This is a genomic window from Pseudomonas sp. 1, assembly GCF_056626735.1.
Map to the genome: position 1 here is coordinate 295,085 of NZ_JBWXMQ010000005.1, position 18,873 is coordinate 313,957.

Annotated in this window: 16 protein-coding genes; 14 read left to right on the forward strand and 2 right to left on the reverse strand. The window is 61.5% G+C overall.

Translation table 11 applies throughout. The annotated features are described in order from the left end of the window. The first annotated feature begins 45 nt into the window (after positions 1-45). The 10 genes from AC1MDC_RS10320 (at position 46) to trpE (ending at position 12,369) form a co-directional block, all read left to right on the forward strand. On the forward strand, positions 46-2,445 hold the full coding sequence (locus tag AC1MDC_RS10320; protein ID WP_480392955.1) for a PAS domain-containing sensor histidine kinase: 2,400 nt from the start codon (positions 46-48) through the stop codon (positions 2,443-2,445). After that, positions 2,446-3,075: a response regulator gene (locus tag AC1MDC_RS10325; protein WP_480392956.1), complete on the forward strand. Its 630-nt coding sequence runs from the start codon at positions 2,446-2,448 to the stop codon at positions 3,073-3,075. 284 nt (positions 3,076-3,359) lie between these two features. After that, positions 3,360-4,484: an ABC transporter ATP-binding protein gene (locus AC1MDC_RS10330; protein WP_007959931.1), complete on the forward strand. Its 1,125-nt coding sequence runs from the start codon at positions 3,360-3,362 to the stop codon at positions 4,482-4,484. 48 nt (positions 4,485-4,532) lie between these two features. Further along, a complete protein-coding gene (locus AC1MDC_RS10335; protein ID WP_007959933.1) occupies positions 4,533-5,576 on the forward strand; it encodes an ABC transporter substrate-binding protein in 1,044 nt (347 codons plus the stop codon). 200 nt (positions 5,577-5,776) lie between these two features. Then, complete coding sequence (locus AC1MDC_RS10340; protein ID WP_007959935.1) at positions 5,777-7,024, forward strand: ABC transporter permease; 1,248 nt, start codon at positions 5,777-5,779, stop codon at positions 7,022-7,024. 12 nt (positions 7,025-7,036) lie between these two features. Beyond that, complete coding sequence (locus AC1MDC_RS10345; protein WP_085702826.1) at positions 7,037-7,861, forward strand: ABC transporter permease; 825 nt, start codon at positions 7,037-7,039, stop codon at positions 7,859-7,861. Positions 7,862-8,066: 205 nt separating this feature from the next. Further along, positions 8,067-9,215, forward strand: a complete 1,149-nt coding sequence (locus AC1MDC_RS10350) for an iron-containing alcohol dehydrogenase (RefSeq protein WP_480392957.1) — start codon at positions 8,067-8,069, stop codon at positions 9,213-9,215. A 114-nt stretch (positions 9,216-9,329) separates the two neighbouring features. After that, complete coding sequence (gene rpe / locus AC1MDC_RS10355) at positions 9,330-10,004, forward strand: ribulose-phosphate 3-epimerase (RefSeq protein ID WP_003228808.1); 675 nt, start codon at positions 9,330-9,332, stop codon at positions 10,002-10,004. Next, positions 10,001-10,819 (forward strand): phosphoglycolate phosphatase, encoded by an 819-nt coding sequence (locus AC1MDC_RS10360; RefSeq protein WP_085688443.1) that lies wholly within the window; start codon positions 10,001-10,003, stop codon positions 10,817-10,819. The genes rpe and AC1MDC_RS10360 overlap by 4 nt, the downstream gene beginning before the upstream one ends. Before the next feature lie 71 nt (positions 10,820-10,890). Continuing rightward, on the forward strand, positions 10,891-12,369 hold the full coding sequence (gene trpE / locus AC1MDC_RS10365; protein ID WP_480392958.1) for an anthranilate synthase component I: 1,479 nt from the start codon (positions 10,891-10,893) through the stop codon (positions 12,367-12,369). Between the two features lie 70 nt (positions 12,370-12,439). Here the strand turns inward: trpE and estP are convergent, their stop codons facing one another. After that, positions 12,440-14,350: an esterase EstP gene (gene estP, locus AC1MDC_RS10370; RefSeq protein WP_480392959.1), complete on the reverse strand. Its 1,911-nt coding sequence runs from the start codon at positions 14,348-14,350 to the stop codon at positions 12,440-12,442. A 402-nt stretch (positions 14,351-14,752) separates the two neighbouring features. Here estP and AC1MDC_RS10375 point away from each other — a divergent pair, with 402 nt between their 5' ends. The 4 genes from AC1MDC_RS10375 to AC1MDC_RS10390 all read left to right on the forward strand — a co-directional run bounded on the left by AC1MDC_RS10375 (position 14,753) and on the right by AC1MDC_RS10390 (position 18,032). Next, positions 14,753-15,346 (forward strand): aminodeoxychorismate/anthranilate synthase component II, encoded by a 594-nt coding sequence (locus AC1MDC_RS10375; protein WP_007956309.1) that lies wholly within the window; start codon positions 14,753-14,755, stop codon positions 15,344-15,346. Between the two features lie 9 nt (positions 15,347-15,355). Beyond that, positions 15,356-16,405: an anthranilate phosphoribosyltransferase gene (trpD, locus tag AC1MDC_RS10380; RefSeq protein WP_085697700.1), complete on the forward strand. Its 1,050-nt coding sequence runs from the start codon at positions 15,356-15,358 to the stop codon at positions 16,403-16,405. After that, positions 16,402-17,238 carry an indole-3-glycerol phosphate synthase TrpC gene (trpC, locus tag AC1MDC_RS10385; RefSeq protein WP_085697699.1) on the forward strand — a complete coding sequence of 279 codons (837 nt, stop codon included), beginning with the start codon at positions 16,402-16,404 and terminating at the stop codon, positions 17,236-17,238. The genes trpD and trpC overlap by 4 nt, the downstream gene beginning before the upstream one ends. Positions 17,239-17,333: 95 nt before the next feature. Further along, complete coding sequence (locus AC1MDC_RS10390; RefSeq protein WP_085697698.1) at positions 17,334-18,032, forward strand: lipoate--protein ligase family protein; 699 nt, start codon at positions 17,334-17,336, stop codon at positions 18,030-18,032. Between the two features lie 10 nt (positions 18,033-18,042). Here the strand turns inward: AC1MDC_RS10390 and crp are convergent, their stop codons facing one another. Further along, positions 18,043-18,687, reverse strand: coding sequence for a cAMP-activated global transcriptional regulator CRP (gene crp, locus AC1MDC_RS10395; protein WP_011336190.1), 645 nt, complete (start codon positions 18,685-18,687; stop codon positions 18,043-18,045). Positions 18,688-18,873 lie beyond the last annotated feature (186 nt).

The window sequence follows — 18,873 nt, forward strand, 5'->3', positions numbered from 1 at the left end:
GCAGCCTAATGGGTTGGTCAGAATTTGTCAGTGTATGAGACTTCAATGATGCGTTTTTGCTGCCTGTGGGTTATCGGCTGTCTGGCGTTTCCCTTGATGGGTTGGGCGGCGCCTGCGCCACCGAGTCACCTCGCGCGGTTGTCGGCGAGTGAGCAACAGTGGCTCGCACAGCACAACGAATTGCGCGTCGGCCTGGTGTTGCAGGCGCCATACGCGCAATACGACCGGCGCTTGCAGCGGCTGTCAGGGGCCAACGTTGAAGTGATGAAAGCGTTGGCCAAGGCGCTGAATATCGAGCTGAGCTGGCGCAATTTTCAGGATCTGGCACAACTGGAGGCCGCTGCCCGGGACGGCGAAATCGACATCGCCCCGGGCCTGACCCAGACTCCGGGCGGGCTGCGTCTGTGGCAGTTTTCCGACCCGTACATGCGTGTGCCGCAATTGGTGGTCAGCGACCAGAAGGGTAGCGCGACGGTGGAGCTGGAAAAACTCGACAGCCAGACCCGCGTCGCCGTGCGCATGCCCGGCGTCACCGCCGATTACCTGCGCGGCAATTATCCGCACCTGAATCTGCAAGGCGTACCGATGGAGCGCCAGGCGCTGCAACTGCTGCTGACTCAGCAGGCGTCCTACGCGGTGGTCGATGAGGCGCAACTCGGGCGGCTGTCGGCGGAACCGGAGTTTGCCGGGCTGGTGGTAGTCGGAGACATCGGTTTGCCGCAGTTGCTGCGCATCGGCACCCGCCGCGACTGGCCAGAGCTGGCCGGAATCGTCGAAAGCGCCCTGCGTGCCATCCCGGCCAAGGATCTGGAGCGCCTGCATGCGCAATGGCTGCAACCCAAGTATCCAAGGCTTTCCGAGTCGCCGGGCTTTTGGCAGAACCTGAGTCTGTTGTTCGCGGTGCTGTTGCTCAGTTGCATGGCCATCGTGTTCTGGCAACGCCGCCAGCAACGCAGTCTTGAGCAACGCCTGCTCGATGCGCGGGAAGACATTGCCCTGCGCGCCGCCAGCGAAGAAGCCCTGCGCCTGACCCAGTTTTCCATCGATCAGAGCACCGTCGGCATTCTCTGGGTCAACTGGGACAGCCATGTGCGTTACGCCAATCGAGCGGCAGAAAACATGCTCGGTTATCCACAGGGCGCCATCATCGACCGGCCGTTGATCGACTTCGAACCGGGCCTGCACATGGATCGCTGGCTCAACCTGTGGAAGCGCGCCCGGGCCAGCGAAGAGGGGCCGCTGAGTTTTGAAACCAATTGTGTTCGGGCCGATGGCAGTGTGCTGCCGGCCGACGTGTCGCTGAGCTTCCTGCGTTTTCGCGATGGCGAGTACCTGGTGGTTTACCTCACCGATGTCACCGAGCGTCGTCGTGCCCTGGCTGCGTTGCAGGAAAGCGAGGCGCGGCTGCAAGGTATCGCGGCCAACGTGCCGGGGCTGGTATTTCGTCTCGAGCGAGCACCGGTGACCGGGCAGATCGACTTTGCCTACATCAGCGAGGGCAGCGAAAGTCTGGTCGGTTATGCGCCGGCCGCCATCGCCCATCGCGACATGGGCCTGCGCAGTCTGGTGCATCCGGATGACCGGGCCGGTTATCACCAGACCCAGGACCAGGCGCTGGACACCGACAGCGACTGGTCGTGGCAGGGCCGGATCCTTACGCGCCAGGGCGAGCAGCGCTGGGCCGAAATCAAGGCGATCACCCGCCAGCTTGAGGGCGGGTCCTATGTCTGGGACGGCATCGTCTGGGACATCACCGAAAGCAAACGCATCGAACTGGAGCTGGCGGCCTCCCGCGAGCAACTGCGCGAGTTGTCGGCGCATCTGGAAAGCGTGCGGGAAGAAGAAAAGGCGCGGATTGCCCGCGAGGTTCACGATGAGCTGGGACAGATGCTGACGGTGCTGAAACTGGAGACGTCGATGTGCGAACTGGCCTACGCGCAACTCGACCCGGGTCTGAACGAACGGCTGAACAGCATGAAGCGCCTGATCGCCCAGTTGTTCCAGCTGGTGCGGGATGTGGCGACGGCATTGCGCCCGCCGATCCTCGATGCCGGGATCGCTTCGGCGATCGAGTGGCAGGCGCGGCGGTTCGAGGCGCGCACGCACATTCCCTGTCTGGTGCAGGTGCCGGACAATCTGCCGCCGCTCAGCGACGCCAAGGCCATCGGTCTGTTCCGCATTCTTCAGGAGGCGCTGACCAACGTCATGCGCCATGCCCAGGCGCATACTGTGGAGCTGACGCTGACCCAGGAAGGCGACGAATTGTGTCTGACGGTCAGCGATGATGGCGTAGGATTTGTCGCCGCTGCCGGCAGGCCGACGTCCTTTGGACTGGTGGGCATGCGCGAGCGGGTGTTGATCATGGGCGGACAGTTGTCACTCGACAGCGAGCCGGGCGAGGGCACCACACTGAGCGTGCGGGTGCCACTGGATGAGGAGAAGTAAGTGATCCGTGTACTGGTAGCCGAAGACCACACCATCGTTCGCGAAGGCATCAAGCAATTGATCGGCCTGGCCAAGGATCTGCAGGTGGTGGGGGAGGCGAGCAATGGCGAGCAGTTGCTGGAAACCCTGCGCAATGTGCCCTGCGAAGTGGTGTTGCTGGATATCTCGATGCCCGGCGTCAACGGGCTCGAAGCGATTCCACGGATCCGCGCACTGAACAGTCCGCCGGCGATTCTGGTGCTGTCGATGCACGACGAAGCGCAGATGGCCGCCCGGGCGCTGAAGGTCGGTGCCGCCGGGTATGCGACCAAGGACAGCGATCCGGCGCTGCTGCTGACGGCGATCCGCAAGGTCGCGGCGGGTGGGCGCTACATTGATCCCGAACTGGCCGACCGCATGGTGTTTGAAGTCGGCCTGACCGATGCGCGACCACTGCACTCATTGCTGTCCGAGCGCGAGTTCTCGGTGTTCGAACGTCTGGCGCAAGGCGCCAACGTCAACGACATCGCCCAGCAACTGGCCCTGAGCAGCAAGACCATCAGCACCCACAAGGCGCGGCTGATGCAGAAACTCAATATCACCTCCCTCGCCGAGCTGGTGAAGTACGCGATGGAACACAAGCTGCTCTGAACCACACCTCTATCCACTGTGGGAGCGAGATTGCTCCCACAAGTTTCTTCATCGATCCTGCGATATTGGGCATATCTGTTAGCGACACGCGCTTTTGCTTGTTATTGAAGCTTGCAGCTCCGCGCTCGTCACTGCTTTATCCATTAACGCCATCCTTGTAGGGCAATCCCTACCCCCGGCCTTCCATCCGGCTGAGGCGATTCTCTCCTGCGCCCCGATTTGCGTGACTGTGAGCAGCCACTAGGCTTAATCCCACAGCAGTCATCAATAACAAAGGTGTGGGTATGAGCCAGGTCGAATCAAACGCAGGGGCCAGCGATGTGCTGGTCAGCTTTCGTGGAGTGCAGAAGAGCTACGACGGCGAGAACCTGATCGTCAAAGACCTCAACCTGGACATCCGCAAGGGCGAATTCCTCACCCTGCTCGGGCCGTCCGGCTCCGGCAAGACCACCAGCCTGATGATGCTCGCCGGTTTCGAAACACCGACCGCCGGTGAAATTCTCCTGGCCGGGCGCGCGATCAACAACGTGCCGCCGCACAAGCGCGACATTGGCATGGTGTTCCAGAACTACGCGCTGTTTCCGCACATGACCGTCGCCGAGAACCTGGCGTTCCCGCTGACCGTGCGTGGCCTGAACAAGAGCGACGTCAGCGACAAGGTCAAGAAAGTCCTGAGCATGGTCCAGCTCGATGCCTTCGCATCGCGTTACCCGGCGCAACTGTCCGGCGGTCAGCAACAGCGTGTGGCGCTGGCCCGCGCGCTGGTGTTCGAGCCGCAACTGGTGCTGATGGACGAACCCCTGGGGGCTCTCGACAAACAACTGCGTGAGCACATGCAGATGGAAATCAAACACCTGCACCAGCGCCTCGGCGTGACCGTGGTCTACGTGACCCACGACCAGGGCGAAGCCCTGACCATGTCCGACCGCGTTGCCGTGTTCCACCAGGGCGAGATCCAGCAGATCGCTCCGCCGCGCACCCTCTACGAAGAACCGAAAAACACTTTCGTCGCCAACTTCATCGGCGAGAACAACCGCCTCAACGGTCGCCTGCTCAGCCAGAACGGCGAGCGCTGCGTGGTCGAGCTGGGGCGTGGGGAAAAGGTCGAGGCACTGGCGGTCAACATCGGCCAGACCGGCGAACCGGTCACCCTGTCGATTCGTCCGGAGCGCGTCAGCCTCAACGGTTCGAGCGACCAATGCGTCAACCGCTTCTCCGGGCGGGTGGCCGAATTCATCTATCTGGGCGACCACGTCCGGGTGCGCCTGGAAGTCTGCGGCAAGACCGACTTCTTCGTGAAACAACCGATTGCCGAGCTCGATCCTGCGCTCGCGGTCGGTGACGTGGTTCCGCTTGGCTGGCAGGTCGAGCACGTTCGCGCGCTTGATCCTCTTCTAGAGGCGCATTAAGCGCCCCGGCAATACCAACACCAACCCTGCACGTGGAGAGAACAATAAATGTTGAGATCCCTGAAGTTCACAGCCCTGACCCTGGGCCTGATGGGTGCGGCAAGCGCAATGGCCGCTGGGCCGGATCTGACCGTGGTGTCGTTTGGCGGGGCGAACAAGGCGGCGCAAGTCAAAGCCTTCTACGCACCGTGGGAAGCGGCGGGCAACGGCAAGATCGTCGCCGGCGAGTACAACGGTGAGATGGCCAAGGTCAAAGCCATGGTCGACACCAAGAGCGTGTCCTGGGATCTGGTAGAGGTTGAATCGCCGGAGCTGTCCCGTGGTTGCGACGAAGACATGTTCGAACAACTGGATCCTGCGCTGTTCGGCAAATCCGAAGACTACGTCAAAGGCGCGATCCAGCCGTGCGGCGTGGGCTTCTTCGTGTGGTCGACCGTGCTGGCCTATAACGCCGACAAGCTGAAAACCGCACCGACCAGCTGGGCGGATTTCTGGGACACCAAAAAATTCCCGGGCAAGCGCGGCCTGCGCAAAGGCGCCAAATACACCCTCGAATTTGCACTGATGGCCGACGGCGTTGCGCCCAAAGACGTGTACAAGGAACTGGCCAGCAAGGGCGGTCAGGATCGCGCGTTCAAGAAGCTCGACGAGCTGAAACCGAACATTCAGTGGTGGGAAGCCGGCGCCCAGCCGCCGCAGTACCTCGCCTCCGGTGACGTGGTCATGAGCTCGGCCTACAACGGTCGTATCGCCGCCGTGCAGAAAGAATCCAACCTGAAAGTGGTATGGAACGGCGGTATCTACGACTTTGACGCCTGGGCCATCCCGAAAGGTCTGGACGCCAAGCGCGCCGAAGCGGCGAAGAAGTTCATCGCGTTCTCGGTGCAGCCGCAACAGCAGAAGACCTACTCGGAAAACATCGCCTACGGACCGGCCAACTCCCAGGCCGTGCCGTTGCTGGACAAGGCGATCCTGAAAGACATGCCGACCACCCCGGAAAACATCGCCAACCAGGTGCAGATCGACGTCAGCTTCTGGGCTGACAACGGCGAGCAACTGGAGCAGCGCTTCAATTCCTGGGCTGCGAAGTAACCAGAGGGCTCGCCCTCCTGTGATCGTTCCCACGCTCTGCGTGGGAACGCATCCAGTGACGCTCTGCGTCACAGGGACGCGGAGCCTCCCGGGCGGCATTCCCACGCAGAGCGTGGGAACGATCAGTCAGGTTGCGGTGTTCCAACACAACAGAGACGGTTTACCGCCTCTGTAACGATCAAAGATTTGCGGAGTACGTCATGGCCATCGCCGTTCCCCTGAACGAGGGCAACAGCCCCACCTTGAAGCAGCGGCTCAAGCACGCCGAGCGGGTCAACCGCTGGAAGGCCCAGGCGCTGATCGCGCCGCTGGTGCTGTTTCTGTTGCTGGTGTTCCTGGTGCCGATCGTGGCGCTGCTCTATAAAAGCGTCGGCAACCCGGAAGTGGTCGGCGGCATGCCGCGCACCGTGACCGCGATTGCTGCGTGGGACGGCCGAGGCCTGCCCGCAGAACCGGTCTACAAAGCCGCCAGCGAAGACCTCGCCGAAGCGCGCAAAAACCAGACCCTGGGCGATCTGTCCAAGCGCCTGAACATGGAGTTGGCCGGCTATCGCAGCCTGCTGACCAAAACTGCCCGCTCGCTGCCATTTGCCAGCGAACCGGCCTCTTATAAAGAAGCGCTGGAAGGCCTCGACGAGCGTTGGGGCGATCCGGCCTACTGGCAAGCGGTGAAGCGCAACACCAGCAGCATCACCCCGTTCTATCTGCTGGCGGCGGTGGATCATCGCATCGACGACCTCGGTGAAATTGCCCCGGCGACCCCGGATCAGGCGATCTACCTCGATATCTTCGCCCGGACGTTCTGGATGGGCCTGATCATCACCGTGATCTGCCTGGTGCTGGCCTATCCGCTGGCCTACTTGCTGGCCAACCTGCCGTCGCGTCAGAGCAACCTGCTGATGATTCTGGTGCTGCTGCCGTTCTGGACCTCGATCCTGGTACGAGTCGCCGCGTGGATCGTGTTGCTGCAATCCGGCGGTTTGATCAACAGCGCGCTGATGGCAATGGGCATCATCGATAAACCGCTGGAACTGGTGTTCAACCGCACCGGGGTCTACATCTCGATGGTGCACATCCTGCTGCCGTTCATGATCTTGCCGATCTACAGCGTGATGAAAGGCATCTCGCCGACCTACATGCGTGCCGCGATTTCTCTCGGCTGTCATCCGTTCGCCAGCTTCTGGCGGGTCTACTTCCCGCAGACCTACGCCGGTGTCGGCGCCGGTTGCCTGCTGGTGTTCATCCTCGCCATCGGCTACTACATCACCCCGGCGCTGCTGGGCAGCCCGAACGATCAGATGGTCAGCTACTTCGTTGCGTTCTACACCAACACCAGCATCAACTGGGGCATGGCCACCGCGCTCGGCGGGCTGTTGCTGCTGGCGACCGTGGTGCTTTATCTGATCTACAGCTGGCTGGTGGGCGCCAGTCGCCTGCGCCTGAGCTAAGGGGAATTTGAAATGCTGAGTCCTTATATGTCGCCCGTCGAGCGGGTGTGGTTCTACAGCTTGCGGATCCTCTGCGGCTTGATCCTGTTGTTCCTGATCCTGCCGGTGCTGGTGATCGTGCCGCTGTCGTTCAACTCGGGCAGTTTTCTGGTGTATCCGCTGCAGGGCTTTTCGCTGCAGTGGTATCAGGACTTCTTCGCCTCGGCGGAATGGATGCGCTCGCTGAAGAACAGCATCATCGTGGCTCCGGCCGCGACCGTGCTGGCAATGGTGTTCGGCACGCTGGCGGCGATCGGCCTGACCCGTGGCGACTTCCCCGGCAAGCCGTTGGTGATGGCGCTGGTGATTTCGCCGATGGTGGTGCCGGTGGTGATCATCGGTGTGGCCAGTTACCTGTTCTTCGCGCCGCTGGGGCTGGGCAACAGTTTCTTCTCGCTGATCGTGGTGCACGCGGTGCTCGGTGTGCCGTTCGTGATCATCACGGTGTCGGCGACCTTGCAGGGCTTCAACCACAATCTGGTGCGGGCGGCGGCCAGTCTCGGAGCCTCGCCGCTGGTGACATTCCGTCGGGTGACCTTGCCGCTGATTGCGCCGGGGGTGATTTCCGGGGCGCTGTTTGCCTTTGCGACCTCGTTCGATGAAGTGGTGGTGACGCTGTTTCTCGCAGGTCCCGAGCAGGCGACGTTGCCTCGGCAGATGTTCAGCGGGATTCGCGAGAACCTGAGCCCGACCATCGCCGCCGCTGCTACGTTGCTGATCGCCTTCTCGGTGATTCTGCTGCTGACGCTGGAGTGGTTGCGTGGGCGGAGTGAGAAATTGCGTACTGCTCAAGTCTAAGAGTCCGCTACCAAAACCTGTAGGAGCGAGCTTGCTCGCGAAAGCGATGTGTCAGGCGATACAGATTGCGCATGTGGCGCCGCCTTCGCGAGCAAGCTCGCTCCCACAAGTGCTGCTCTGGTCATTCATGCGCTGAATGACAGACAACCCCGATTCCCCAGCTACGCTTGTGCTCAGCTCCCACATCTATAAGAGGCTGCGCACGATGAGTCTTTCCTCGTTCAAGATCGCTCACAAACTGATCACCGGTGCCGGGGCCATCGAGCAGCTGGCGGCCGAGCTCGCGCGGCTGGACATCGACAACCCGCTGATCGTCACCGATGCCGCGCTGGTGAAATCCGGCACGGTGGAGCTGGCGCTGGCGCAGATCGGCGAGCGCGAGTACGAAATCTTCGACCGGGTGCTGCCGGATCCGGAAATCGCCATCGTCGAGGATTGCATGCGCGTCTATCGCGAAGGCGGGCATGACGGGCTGATCGGTCTCGGCGGCGGCAGTGCCATCGACATCGCCAAGAGTGTCGCGGCGTATGCCGGTTATCACGGTGCGCTGGAGGATCTGTTCGGCGTCGATCAGGTGCCGCGCAAGGGCCCGCCGCTGATCGCCATCCCGACCACGGCCGGCACAGGTTCTGAGGTGACCAACGTAGCGATTCTTTCGGACAAGGTCGCTCAGTTGAAGAAGGGCATTGTCAGCGACTACCTGTTGCCGGACGTGGCGCTGGTCAGTCCGCAAATGACCCTGACCTGTCCGCGCAGTGTCACCGCCGCCAGTGGCGTCGATGCGCTGGTGCATGCCATCGAGTCCTATCTGTCGCTGAATGCCTCGCCGATTACCGATTCGCTGGCCATCGGCGCCATCAGGTTGATCGCCCGATCCTTGCCCAAGGCCTACGCCAATCCGTCCAACCTGCAGGCCCGGGAAGACATGGCCACCGCCAGCCTGATGGCCGGCATGGCGTTCGGCAATGCCGGGGTCGGCGCGGTGCATGCGCTGGCGTATCCGCTGGGCGGGCGCTTCAACATTGCCCACGGCGTCAGTAATGCGCTGTTGCTGCCGTATGTGATGACCTGGAACAAGATGGCCTGCGTCGAACGGATGCAGGATATTGCCGAAGCGATGGGGGTAAAGACCGCTCATCTGAGTCTCAATGAAGCGGCCGACAGCGCCGTCGCGGCGATGACCGAACTGTGCGCGGCGGTAGAAATTCCGCTGGGTCTGCGCAGTTTCGGCGTGCCCGAAGAGGCGATCCCGGCCATGGCCGTAGAGGCCGCGGGGATCGAGCGCCTGATGCGCAACAACCCGCGCAAGCTCAGCGCCGCCGACATCGAGAAGATCTACCGGGCGGCGTACTGAGAACCGCCCGGCCGCCGGTCATGGCACAACCCAATCATCGCGGTCACGGTGCGCGCGCGGAAACTTGAGGTATACAATGCGCGCCATCGTGATTTAGCTCAGAAAAGGTGCGTCATGCAGCCCTTCGTTATTGCTCCGTCGATTCTCTCCGCCGACTTCGCCCGCCTCGGCGAGGAAGTGGACAACGTTCTGGCCGCCGGTGCCGACTTCGTCCACTTCGATGTCATGGACAACCACTACGTGCCGAACCTGACCATCGGCCCGATGGTCTGCGCCGCACTGCGCAAGTACGGCATTACCGCGCCGATCGACGCGCACCTGATGGTCAGCCCGGTGGATCGCATCGTCGGCGACTTCATCGAAGCCGGCGCCACTTACATCACCTTCCACCCGGAAGCCACGCTGCACGTCGATCGTTCGCTGCAACTGATCCGTGAGGGCGGCTGCAAGTCCGGCCTGGTGTTCAACCCGGCGACCCCGCTGGACGTGCTCAAGTACGTGATCGACAAAGTCGACATGGTCCTGTTGATGAGCGTCAACCCGGGCTTCGGCGGGCAGAAATTCATTCCGGGCACCCTCGACAAGCTGCGCGAAGCGCGCGCGATCATCGATGCCTCGGGCCGTGACATCCGCCTGGAAATCGACGGCGGCGTCAACGTCAACAATATCCGTGAAATCGCTGCCGCTGGCGCCGACACCTTTGTGGCCGGCTCGGCGATCTTCAATGCGCCGAACTATCAGGAAGTCATCGACAAGATGCGTTCCGAACTGGCGCTGGCTCGCCCATGAGCGGTTTTGAGCAGCTGTTCCCGGGGCAACTGCCGCGGTTGGTGATGTTCGATCTGGATGGCACGCTGATCGATTCGGTACCCGACCTGGCGGCGGCGGTGGATAACATGCTGCTCTCCCTCGGGCGCAAGCCTGCCGGTATCGAGTCGGTGCGCGAGTGGGTCGGCAACGGCGCGCCGGTGCTGGTGCGCCGCGCCTTGGCCGGCGGCATCGATCATTCCGCCGTGGATGACGTCGAAGCCGAGCATGCGCTGGAGGTATTCATGGAAGCCTACGGCGCCAGCCATGAACTGACCGTGGTCTATCCCGGCGTGCGCGACACCCTGAAATGGCTGCACAAGCAGGGCGTGGCCATGGCGCTGATCACCAACAAGCCGGAGCGCTTCGTCGCGCCGCTGCTGGATCAGATGAAGATCGGCCGCTACTTCAAGTGGATCATCGGCGGCGATACGCTGCCGCAGAAAAAGCCTGACCCGGCAGCGCTGTTCTTTGTCATGAAGATGTCCGGCATTCCGGCCTCGCAATCGCTGTTCGTCGGCGATTCGCGCAGCGACGTGCTGGCGGCGAAAGCGGCGGGGGTCAAATGTGTTGCGCTGAGTTACGGCTACAACCATGGCCGGCCGATCGCCGAGGAATCCCCGGCGCTGGTGATCGACGATCTGCGCAAGCTAATTCCCGGTTGCCTGGATACGGCCGCTGAGATAACGTTGCCCGACGCTTCTCAATCCCCTTCTGGAAACGCCATCGTGGTGGTCACCCGCAAACTCTGGATGAAAGTCATCAAGGCCCTGGCCCGCTGGCGTTGGCGCGCCTGACTTGTTCCTGGCCGGCCTGCCGGCGCGTTTGCACACCTGACTGATTTGCACCTCACACCACGAGGCACCCTATGATTCGCGAAGAATTCCTGCGTCTGGCCGCTGACGGCTACAACCGCATCCCGCTGGCCTGTGAAACCCTGGCCGACTTCGACACGCCGCTGTCGATCTACCTGAAACTGGCCGACCAGCCCAACTCCTACCTGCTCGAATCGGTGCAGGGCGGCGAGAAATGGGGCCGTTACTCGATCATCGGCCTGCCGTGCCGCACCGTGCTGCGGGTTCACGATCATCACGTCAGCATCACCGTCGATGGCGTCGAGACCGAAAGCCACGACGTCGAAGACCCGTTGGCTTTCGTTGAAACCTTCAAGGCCCGCTACAACGTGCCGACCATCGCCGGTCTGCCGCGTTTCAACGGTGGCCTTGTGGGTTACTTCGGTTACGACTGTGTGCGCTATGTAGAGAAGCGCCTCGGCAAATGCCCGAACCCGGATCCGCTGGGCGTGCCGGACATCCTGCTGATGGTTTCCGATGCGGTGGTGGTGTTCGACAACCTCGCCGGCAAGATGCACGCGATCGTGCTGGCCGATCCGGCGCTGGCCGATGCCTACGAGCAGGGCCAGGCGCAATTGCAGCAACTGCTGGAAAAACTGCGTCAGCCGATCACCCCGCGCCGTGGCCTGGACTTCAGCAAGCAGCAGGCCGCCGAGCCGGTGTTCCGCTCCAGTTTCACTCAGGACGACTACGAAAAAGCCGTCGACACCATCAAGGAATACATCCTCGCCGGTGACTGCATGCAGGTCGTGCCGTCCCAGCGCATGTCGATCGACTTCAAGGCGGCACCCATCGATCTGTACCGCGCGCTGCGTTGCTTCAACCCGACCCCATACATGTACTTCTTCAACTTCGGCGATTTCCATGTCGTCGGCAGTTCGCCGGAAGTGCTGGTGCGGGTCGAAGACAACCTGATCACCGTACGCCCGATTGCCGGCACCCGTCCTCGCGGGGCTACCGAAGAGGCGGACGCGGCGCTGGAAGAAGACCTGCTGTCGGACGACAAGGAGATTGCCGAGCACCTGATGCTGATCGACCTCGGACGCAACGACACCGGTCGCGTTTCGGAAATCGGTTCGGTGAAGCTCACCGAGAAGATGGTCATCGAGCGTTATTCCAACGTGATGCACATCGTGTCCAACGTGACCGGTCAGTTGAAAACCGGGCTGACGGCGATGGACGCGCTGCGGGCGATCCTGCCGGCGGGTACCTTGTCCGGCGCACCGAAGATCCGCGCGATGGAAATCATCGACGAGCTGGAGCCGGTCAAGCGTGGTGTGTATGGCGGTGCGGTCGGCTACTTCGCCTGGAACGGCAACATGGACACTGCGATTGCGATCCGTACCGCCGTGATCAAGAACGGCGAACTGCACGTGCAGGCCGGTGGCGGTATCGTCGCCGACTCGGTGCCGGCGCTGGAATGGGAAGAAACCATCAACAAGCGCCGGGCAATGTTCCGCGCTGTTGCGCTGGCCGAGCAAACCCCGGACTGAGTGATTGATGATTCAGCCACAAAAAAACGCGGCGCCTGTGAGGGCGCCGCGTTTTTTTGTGGCCTGCGAATCAGAAGTCGAGCGCTACGCCGACGTTGATCCCTTGCTGGGTGAAGTCGTCATCCTTGCGAATGTCGTAGCTGGCGCGCAATGCCAGGTCCTTGGTGAGGTTGTGGCTCACGCCCAGGTTCAGGCGGTTCAGGTTGGTTTGAGGGGCGTAGCCGGCCAGGGTGTAGCGGTTGTTCGGCAGGCTGTTGAGGTTCATCGTCACATTCTGGGTGTCGTCGTTGTACTCGCGCTCATGGGCGAATTCGCCGAACACCTGGGTCTGCGAGGTGATCTGATACTTGCCCTGGATCCCGAGGCCGAGACGCCGGGAAATGCGCGACTGGTCATCGAACGTCAGTGCGGTGGAGTCGGCGCCGTTTTCCGAATATCCATCGACTTCAACCTTGGCAAAGTCGGCACTGACGAACGGCGACAGATGCCATGGGCTGCTCGCTTGCAGCGCAATGTCGTAACCCACGCGTCCGCTGAAGGCCAGAACATAACCGTCGGTATCGCCTTTCTCGCCGCGCTCGTTGACCCCCAGCTGGAATTTGCGTTTGAGGCTGTCGTAATCCAGATGCCCGGCGGTCACTGCGGCATCACCCCACCAGCGGTTCTGCTGATACTGGGCGAACGCGGTGCCCAGATAAGTGTTCAGCTTGTAGTCCGAATCATTGTCGCCGGCCTCGAGTTTCTGGTTGTAGAAACCCGCCGCCACGCCCACGCGCCACGCGTCGTTGAGACGGTAGCTGCCGCCGATGTTCAGGTTGTAACCGTTGCCGTCGGCGCTGGCGCCGCTGCGCTGGCTATCGAAATCCTGATGCTGGCCGCCACCGGCGACAATCGCCCGCCATTGGCCAACGGCCTGCCAGTTTTCCCAATCCGCCAGCCACTGGTTACGCAATTCGTCCTGATGCGAGCGCAAGGTGCCTTGAGCCATTTGCGGTAACAGGGTTGCTTCCCATGGCGCGGCCAGCAGCGAATAAGCGTAATCGGCAATCAGGCGCTGCCCGGCCTCGGTCGGGTGGACGGCGTCGTTGTAGATCAGCTTGGTCGGGTCCGGGGTGGCGCTGTTGATCCCGTATCGGGCGTTCTCGGTACAGCCGCTGCCGCTGAAGCAGGTGCCGACCAGGTTCTGGTCAGTGGCCAGGCCGAACTGCGCCGGATTGGCGAATGCCTCTTTGAGCAGAACCGGAACGTTCAGCGGAATGACGTTGGCGTTGACGCTCTGCAACTGGCTGACCAGTTCGATATTGAACTGGGCGCTGAGTTGCGAGGTGAAGGCTTGCAGCGGCGAGCCGTTGATGGCCGGTGTCAGGCCGATGTCCGGCAATAGCCAGACCATGATGTAACGGGCGCCGGCACCTTGCAGTGTGCGTACGCTGTCGACCAGTCGATCGGCGGCGGCATTCGCCTGAGGAAGACTGGTGACGCGACCCTGAAGGAAGTCGTTGCCGCCCCCGGTCAGGTAATACAGGGCATTCGGGTCGGCACGGAAGCCGTTCGACGGCAGGTAACCGGCGCGGGTGCGTTCGCCAGTGGCGGACTGGCTGGTGATCGAGTCGAGAATCTGGTCGGTGCGGTAGCCGCCCACGGCCCAGTTATTGCCATCCGGCAAGCCTTGGTCGGGACGTACGGTAGACGACGAGGCGGCGGTCTGGTCCGGTGTGAAGCCGAGGCGGCCGCCGAGCAATTGGGTGGCGTTGAGCGAATAGAACTCACCGCTGCCGTCCTGATAGTTCGGCCCCGTGCGGTTGGTGAAGCGTTTGCCCGATCCGGCGGGGCCGCCGCTGTCGGTGAAGGTTCCCGCGTCGCTGAGGCTGTCGCCGAAAACCACGAAATTCGAATAAGGATTGGGTGAGGCGTTTGCCTGGGCGCAAGCCATCGCGAGCAGGCATCCGGCGAGCGGTACAAACAATGTCTGTTTGATCATGAGCAGTCCGTTTATTTATTGTTGTAGTGAACGAAACGACAGTACCAAAAACTTCCGGCGTTTGGCCATCGGTCGTCAACCCTCCCATTGTTTTATCCCCCGCGGCCCCGGCCATATTGCACGCTCCGCCCAGCTAAGTTACTGTGCCGAAACGTATGAACGAGACCTTCCCCGTGTTGATCACCAGCAAACTTCTGGATCAAGTCATCAAGGCACACGCCCGCTGGCGTTGGCGCGCCTGAATCTTTTCTGCCGGCCCCGCCGGATCTGTATCGCTTTGCCTTCCTTGCCCCTTTGAAATGCCGCTGTGCCGATGCGACCTGCGCGTCCGCCAGTGTGCAGCGCTCTGGCAAGTCATCCGAAGGCTGTTTTCAAGTCAGAATTCAAGAGGTTCGAAACGCCATGTTGCTGATGATCGACAACTACGACTCCTTTACTTACAACGTTGTGCAATACCTCGGCGAGCTGGGAGCCGAGGTCAAAGTGGTGCGCAACGACGAATTGACCATCGCCGAAATCGAAGCGCTCAACCCTGAGCGGATCGTTGTGTCCCCAGGCCCGTGTACGCCGACCGAAGCCGGCATTTCCATCGAAGCCATCAAGCACTTTGCCGGCAAACTGCCGATCCTGGGCGTCTGCCTCGGCCACCAGTCCATCGGCCAGGCCTTTGGCGGGGATGTCGTCCGCGCCCGACAGGTGATGCACGGTAAGACTAGCCCGGTATTTCACGAGGACAAGGGCGTGTTTGCCGGTCTGAACCGCCCGCTGACCGTCACCCGCTATCATTCCCTGATCGTCAAACACGAAACGTTGCCCGATTGCCTGGAGCTGACCGCGTGGACTCAGCACGATGACGGCTCGGTCGACGAAATCATGGGCCTGCGTCACAAAACCCTGAACATCGAGGGCGTACAGTTCCACCCGGAATCGATCCTCACCGAACAGGGCCATGAACTGTTCGCCAACTTCCTCAAACAAACTGGCGGCACGCGCTAAGGACTTTCCATGAATATCAAGACAGCCCTGAGCCGTATCGTCGATCACCTCGACCTCAGCACCGAGGAAATGCGCGACGTGATGCGCGAAATCATGACCGGCCAATGCACGGACGCGCAGATCGGCGCGTTCATGATGGCCATGCGCATGAAGAGCGAAAGCATCGACGAAATCGTCGGCGCTGTGTCGGTGATGCGCGAGCTGGCGGACAAGGTCGAACTCCAGACTCTCGACCGCGTGGTCGACGTGGTCGGCACCGGCGGTGACGGCGCGAACATTTTCAACGTGTCGACCGCATCGTCCTTTGTGGTCGCCGCGGCGGGTTGCACCGTGGCCAAACACGGTAACCGTGCAGTGTCGGGCAAGAGCGGCAGCGCCGATCTGCTGGAGGCCGCCGGCATCTACCTCAACCTGACCCCGGTTCAGGTGGCGCGCTGTATCGACAACGTCGGCATCGGTTTCATGTTTGCCCAGACTCACCACAAAGCCATGAAGTACGCTGCCGGCCCGCGTCGCGATCTCGGCCTGCGTACCTTGTTCAACATGCTCGGCCCGCTTACGAATCCGGCCGGTGTGAAACATCAGGTGGTGGGCGTGTTCACGCCTGCGCTGTGCCGGCCGTTGGCTGAAGTCTTGCAGCGTCTTGGCAGTAAACACGTGCTGGTGGTGCATTCGAAGGATGGTCTGGACGAATTCAGTCTGGCGGCACCCACCTTTGTTGCCGAGTTGAAGGACGATCAAATCACCGAATATTGGGTCGAACCGGAAGATCTGGGCATGAAGAGCCAGAGCCTGCACGGTCTGTCGGTCGAAGGCCCGGAAGCCTCGCTGGCGCTGATCCGCGATGCACTGGGCAAGCGCAAGACCGAGAACGGTCAGAAGGCTGCCGAAATGATCGTGCTCAATGCCGGTGCGGCGCTGTATGCAGCCGATCTGGCGACAAGTCTGAAAGAGGGCGTGGCTCTGGCCCACGACGCTCTGCACACCGGTCTTGCTCGGGAAAAACTCGAGGAGTTGGGTGCCTTTACCGCGGTATTCAAAGTGGAGAATGAGGGATGAGTGTACCGACGGTTCTGGAAAACATTCTGGCCCGCAAGGTTCAGGAAGTCGCCGAGCGTAGCGCCCGTGTGAGCCTGAGCGAGCTGGAAAGTCTGGCCAAGGCGGCCGATGCACCCCGTGGTTTTGCCCAGGCATTGCTGGCGCAGGCCAAGAAGAAACAACCGGCAGTGATTGCCGAAATCAAGAAGGCATCGCCGAGCAAGGGCGTGATCCGCGAGGACTTCGTTCCCGCCGACATCGCCAAAAGTTACGAGAAGGGCGGGGCGACCTGCCTGTCGGTGCTGACCGATATCGACTACTTCCAGGGCGCCGATGTTTACCTGCAACAGGCCCGCGCCGCGTGCTCGCTGCCGGTGATCCGCAAGGACTTCATGATCGATCCGTATCAGATCGTCGAAGCCCGTGCCCTTGGCGCCGATTGCGTGCTGTTGATCGTCGCTGCGCTGGATGACGTGAAAATGGCTGAACTGGCGTCAGTCGCCAAAGACGTCGGCCTCGACGTGTTGGTGGAAGTGCACGACGGCGACGAGCTGGAGCGCGCGTTGAAAACCCTCGACACGCCACTGGTCGGGGTCAACAACCGCAATCTGCACACCTTTGATGTCAGTCTGGAAACCACCCTCGACCTGCTGCCACGCATTCCGCGCGATCGGCTGGTGGTCACCGAGAGCGGGATCCTCAATCGTGCCGATGTCGAACTGATGGAAATCAGCGATGTTTACGCGTTCCTGGTCGGCGAAGCGTTCATGCGCGCCGAAAGCCCGGGCATCGAACTGCAGCGTCTGTTCTTCCCGGAGCGCGGCGTCCCGGTGAGCGGTTCGACCCTCGACTGATCGAGTCTTCGCAGGCGCCCGGCCCTTGATGGAGCGGGCTTGCCCGCGAAGGCGGCATAAGATTCACCTCAGACTCAGCGTCCTATGGAAACCTTATGATCCCCACCTCCCTGACCATCGAAGCCGGCCTGCAAGCCGAACAGGATCTTCTGGCCTCGGTCTGCGCTGGTGATGCCGAATCTGGTCTGCTTTTTTGGCAACCCAGCGACCGTGCTTTGGTCATGCCGCGCCGTTTGAATCGCTTGCCCGGATTCGATCACGCCTGCGAAGTCTCCGCTGCTGCCGGTTGGCCGGTGCTGTTGCGTGAAACCGGCGGCGAACCTGTTCCGCAATCGGCTTCCACCATCAACATTGCACTGGTCTATGCGCCGCCTCGCAGCGAAGGCGATCTGAACCGCATCGAAACGGGTTATCGGCGGTTGTGCGACCCGATCTGCGAGTTGCTGGATGAGTTGGGTGGCACTTCGTCGTTGGGTGAAATCGACGGGGCGTTCTGCGATGGGCGCTTCAACGTCAATCTCGACGGTCGCAAGATGGTCGGCACCGCCCAGCGCTGGCGTCAGAGTCAGGGCGGTCAGCGTCCGGTGGGGTTGGTTCACGGTGCGATGCTGGTGGATGACGAGCGTGAGTCGATGGTCGCGGCGGTCAACCGCTTCAACGAAGCGTGTGGTCTGGAGCATCGGGTTCGTGCCGCCAGCCACATCGCTCTGCATGAAAAATTCCCCGCGCCCCATGCCTTGGCACGTCTCGATGAACTCTTTCGTTTGATGCTGGCGCAGATCTACGCCGGCTGAGCTTTGGAACTCAGCGAGTGCCGAAGACCACCATGGTCTTGCCTTTCACATCCACCAGGTTGCGCTCCTCAAGATCCTTGAGCACGCGACCGACCATCTCTCGCGAGCAACCGACAATCCGGCCGATTTCCTGACGGGTCACCTTGATCTGCATGCCGTCGGGGTGGGTCATGGCGTCCGGTTGTTTGCACAGCTCGAGCAAACAGCGAGCGACACGGCCGGTGACGTCGAAGAACGCCAGGTCGCCGACCTTGCGCGTGGTATTACGCAGGCGTTGTGCGATTTGTCCGCTGAGGACGTAAAGAATGTCTGGATCCTGTTGCGACAGTTCGCGGAACTTGGCGTAGCTGATTTCCGCGACTTCGCATTCAACCTTGGCCCGCACCCAGGCGCTGCGCTGTTGTTCCTGGCCGGCTTCTTCGAACAGGCCCAGCTCACCGAAGAAGTCCCCGGCGTTCAGGTACGCGATGATCATCTCGCGGCCGTCGTCATCCTCGATCAGGATCGTGACCGAGCCGCGGATGATGAAGTACAGCGTGTCGGAGCGATCCCCGGCGCAGATGATGTTGCTCTTGGCCGCATGACGTCGGCGCTGGCAATGCATCAGCAACTTGTCGAGGTTCTTGATTTTGGGTGTGGGGGTAATACCAACCATGGTTGTATCCCGAAAAGACTGCACGGTTATATTTGGTTTTTATATGAGGCGCTGAGGCGGTCGCTCCACAGTCTGGCTAGGGCGCCAGCGAATTGGCGCCAGCTTACCAGACACTTCGTCGAAATTTCGAGAAATCACCTACGTCAAAGGTGCATTTGTCCTAGGAACCTGCTCGCTGTCCGGGCA